This window comes from Pyxidicoccus caerfyrddinensis (assembly GCF_010894405.1).
GTDB classification, from domain to species: domain Bacteria; phylum Myxococcota; class Myxococcia; order Myxococcales; family Myxococcaceae; genus Myxococcus; species Myxococcus caerfyrddinensis.
The window spans coordinates 1-3,648 of record NZ_JAAIYA010000076.1 but is presented as its reverse complement, the minus strand read 5'-3'; the positions used below and the strand labels follow the sequence as shown (position 1 = coordinate 3,648).

Here is a 3,648-nt window from a genome sequence, read left to right as displayed (position 1 = left end):
GCCCTTGCGGCAGCGGCGCGTGCGCGCTGGGCTTGTCCCCCAGCACCAGCGTGTGTCCCGAGTCCGTGTGCTCGAAGAAGTAGAAGATGCCCTCCCACTCCATCAGCCGGCTGACGAAGGCGAAGTCACTCTCGCGGTACTGCACGCAGTACTCGCGCGCCGCGTAGCTGCCCGAGAGCGCCAGCCGCACCTCCACCCCTCCCTCCCCCAGCACCGCCTTGAGGATGTCCGGCACGCTCTTGCTCTGGAAGATGCGGCTCTTGTGCACCTGGGACAGCCGCCACAGCTTTGGCACCACGTGGGCCCGGTAGCGCCGCCGGCCCGTCTTCATCCCCAGCGACTCCACCTCGCGCACCTGGCCGTGCACGTAGCGCGCGTCGCTGTCGCGCACCGACAGCGTCACCAGCGCGTCCTTCCCCACGAGGTCCGCCACCACCAGCGGCTCGCCATCCTTCGTGAAGAAGTCCACCCGGAAGTCGTACAGCCGGCTGATGCCTTCGGCGCCGCTGACTCCCGAGACGCTCAAGGCGTCGGGACCGAACGCTCCAATCTGCACCGAGAACGCGGCTGTGCTCTGCCTGGACATGACTCCCCCTACATTGGCGGTGCGCAGCCACCGACGGAACCAAGGGGCAATCGTACTACAGGGGCGCTCCGCGAGCGGTAGTACCGCCCTGGAGGGCCACCGCGGGGCGCCGGAAAGCCAGGCCTCGCCTCAGGGAGGGGCGCACTCCGGCAGCTCCCAATGCGCGTACCCGTCCGTCGTCGGGTAGACCAGGCTTCCGTCGTGGATCCACTTCGGCGCCTCCTGGTCGCCGAACTCCCGCTCCCACAGGCGCCACTCCGTGCTCTTCAGGGGCTGCCCCCTCGCGTCGTGCACGCGGAAGAAGGTGGACGCGCTGAACAGGTAGAACAGGCGGCTGCGGACGGAGTTGCCCTCCAGGTAGGGGGCGTACGTGGAAACGGCGCAGGTGTGGGCCGCGTTCCAGTCCTCGCTCAGCAGCTTCGCGTTGCGGCCGGCCTCCTGCTTCAGCAGCAGGTACATGGCCATGGGCGCCAGCACGAGCAGTCCCAGGATGGCGGCGCCCCAGAGCCACGAGCGGGACGGCCGCTGCCGTGTCACAGCCCCAGGTCCTTCTTGCGGTCCAGGTACTCCTGGATGTCGATGCGGTCGATGTGAATCTGGATGGAGACGGGAACCTTCTTCACGGTGGAGAAGACCATGAAGTCGCCGCCCTTCTTCCACTTGTTGCGGTAGTCGTTGTAGCTGTTGTTGGTGACCTTGAAGTAACGGACGTCGTCATGGTCGATGTAGTCCGGGTCGAGCAGGTAGTCGATCGGGCCCGGCTTGCGGACACCCTTCTTGCTCCAGTAGCCCAGGGGTTGGTCCTTCCCCGTGTTGGTGAACTCGAACGTGTCGCGCACGTAGAAGCCGAGCTCGTCGATTTCGAGGGCGGGGAAGTCCTTGTGGCGGAAGTGGGTCCGGATGGTGGTGGCGGCAATCTTGAGGGAGAACGCCCCCAGGGCCCCGTAGACGTCATCCATCTTGTCCGTGGCCTGGCTCCAGAAGTCAGCGCTCATCGGGATGAAGTTGAACTGGCTCGTGTATTCCAGCTCGATGGCGGGCAGGTCCCCGAAGTCCCGGAAGCCCTCCTTGAGCGACATGCGCTTCGTGTCCACCAGGCCCATCTTGTCCATGCGCGCCAGCAGCACGATGAGGCCGGGCGAGAGCGTGCTCAGGATGCCCTTCACCTTGCCTACGCGGTGGCTGTACTCGCGGATGTCCGAGAACTCGGCGATGAGTTCGTCCACCTCTGGCTTCGCGCGCTTGGAGGCGCTCATCAACCAGTCGAAGGACAGGTCCTCCACCACGTGTGACTTGTCCAGCGTGCGGGCGTCCTTCTTGCCCGTCTTGTAGTCCCGCGGCAGCTCGTAGGCGGGCGCGTCGAACCACTTGCGCTGGAAGCGCGCGGCCTCCTTCCAAGACAAGGCGTCCATCACCTTGGGAATGTCCGTCAGCTTGAAATCGCTGAGCTCGAGCTTCTCGGCTTCCTTCTCGTCGCCCGCCGCCATCTTCGTCTTGGCGAGCTCCTGGAGCTGGCTGGACTGGTCTGCCATGGCGTCCTCAAGCAATGCTGATGCGGGTCTGCTTCTCGACGTGGAGGGTCACCTCTTCGTCCTCCTGGTCGTTGCCGATGGGGAGCGTCTTGCCATCCTCTCCGAGGATGCCCTCCACCACCTGACCCGACGCGGTCTCCATGCGGTAGCGGCGGCCCTGGATGGGTTGACCTGTCTCGCCATCGCTGAGCGAGAAGCCCACGTTGAAGGCCTTGCGACTCTCCGCGGCGACCAGCGCGTCCACGTTCTGCTTGGGGACGCTCTTGCCCGGGACGGAGCCACCCTCGAGCATCTGCACCTTGCCGCCCTTGAACTTGATGTCCGAGCCGTCCAGGGTCAGCTTGTTCGCGTAGAGCTTCACGGCGCCAGACTTCTCGACGCTGAGGTAGAGCTTGTCTCCCACGATGAGGGAGAGTTTGTCGGCCTTGAGGTCGAAGGACTTCGCCAGCATCGCCACGGGCTGCTCCACCTGAAGGTAGGACTTCGCGCCCACCTCCTCCTTCAGGTCCTTGCTCATCGTCTGGGTGACCGCGCCCTTCACCTCGAGCTGGAAGGTGCTGCCCACCTTGGACTGCTTGTCCTTGGCGACGGTCTCCTGCCGGGAGCCCATCACGTACTCCATATGGGCCGCGCCGATTTCCACGCCCCTCGCCGCACCGGTGGCTTCGTTGTAGACCAGCGCCACGTTGACACTGTAGCCGCCGCCAATGGTGGTGGCCTTCGCCGCCCCCACGTTCTCCATCGCCCCCTGGATGATGGTGGCCGTCAGGTTCTTGCCCACCGTCATCGCCTGGTTGCCTTCAACCGATTCGTCGTGGCTTCCCGCGGTGCGGGTGTCCCGGTTCTTCTGCACCAGCAGCGTCTGGTTGCCCTCGACCACGCCCACGTCGTCCAGCTTGACGCGCAGCTTCTGGTTGCCTTCCACCGTGCGCTTGCGGTCCTTCTTCACCAGGAGGTCTTCGTACCCGCGCACCTCCTGGTCCTTGTCGTTCTCGGTGAGCAGGTCCTCGTCCTTCTGCGCGTGGGTGAAGACCTCCTCCTCGCCCGTCGAGTCTTCAATCCGGACCTCGTTGAAGCCGTCGCTGCCCAGGCTGGAGGCGCTCTTGCGCGTCGACTTCGTCTTCTCGTCGGGCAGCGCATACGGCACCGAATTGGTGCCGTTGTAGACGGCCCCCGCCACCAGCGGCCGGTCCGGGTCTCCCTCCAGGAAGCGGACAATCACCTCCTGGCCGATGCGCGGCAGCCATACGTCGCCCCACGCCGGCCCGCCCCACGGCTGGCCCACCCGCACCCAGCACGAGGACTTCTCGTCCCTCTTGCCCTCGCGGTCCCAGTGGAACTGCACCTTGATGCGCCCGTGCGCGTCGGTATGGATTTCCTCGCCCGCGGGGCCCGTCACCGTCGCCGTCTGCGGGCCGGCAATCTGCGGCAGCGGCGTCAGCCGGCGCGGCCGGAAGGGCACCGCCTTGGGCAGCAGGTGGAACTGGTTGCGGTACAGGCCCTGCAACGACTCGCTGCCTCCCGACACGT

The 3,648-nt window shown here is 65.9% G+C and carries 4 protein-coding genes; all 4 read right to left on the bottom strand.

Annotated elements, in window-relative coordinates; translation table 11 throughout:
* The coding region (tssI, locus tag G4D86_RS51460; protein WP_164003059.1) for a type VI secretion system tip protein TssI/VgrG at positions 1-586 on the bottom strand (586 nt) is incomplete at its 3' end.
* Between the two features lie 129 nt (positions 587-715).
* Entirely contained in the window at positions 716-1,123 is a 408-nt protein-coding gene (locus tag G4D86_RS51455) for a hypothetical protein (protein WP_164003058.1), read from the bottom strand.
* Positions 1,120-2,118 (bottom strand): DUF6402 family protein, encoded by a 999-nt coding sequence (locus G4D86_RS51450; RefSeq protein WP_164003057.1) that lies wholly within the window; start codon positions 2,116-2,118, stop codon positions 1,120-1,122. The genes G4D86_RS51455 and G4D86_RS51450 overlap by 4 nt, the downstream gene beginning before the upstream one ends.
* A 7-nt stretch (positions 2,119-2,125) precedes the next feature.
* Positions 2,126-3,648: type VI secretion system tip protein TssI/VgrG (gene tssI / locus G4D86_RS51445; protein WP_164003056.1), on the bottom strand; the 1,523-nt coding region annotated here is incomplete at its 5' end.

Excerpts from the sequence above, each read along its gene's own strand:
- G4D86_RS51450 (WP_164003057.1), bottom strand. The coding sequence starts at position 2,118 with ATGGCAGACCAGTCCAGCCAGCTCCAGGAGCTCGCCAAGACGAAGATG.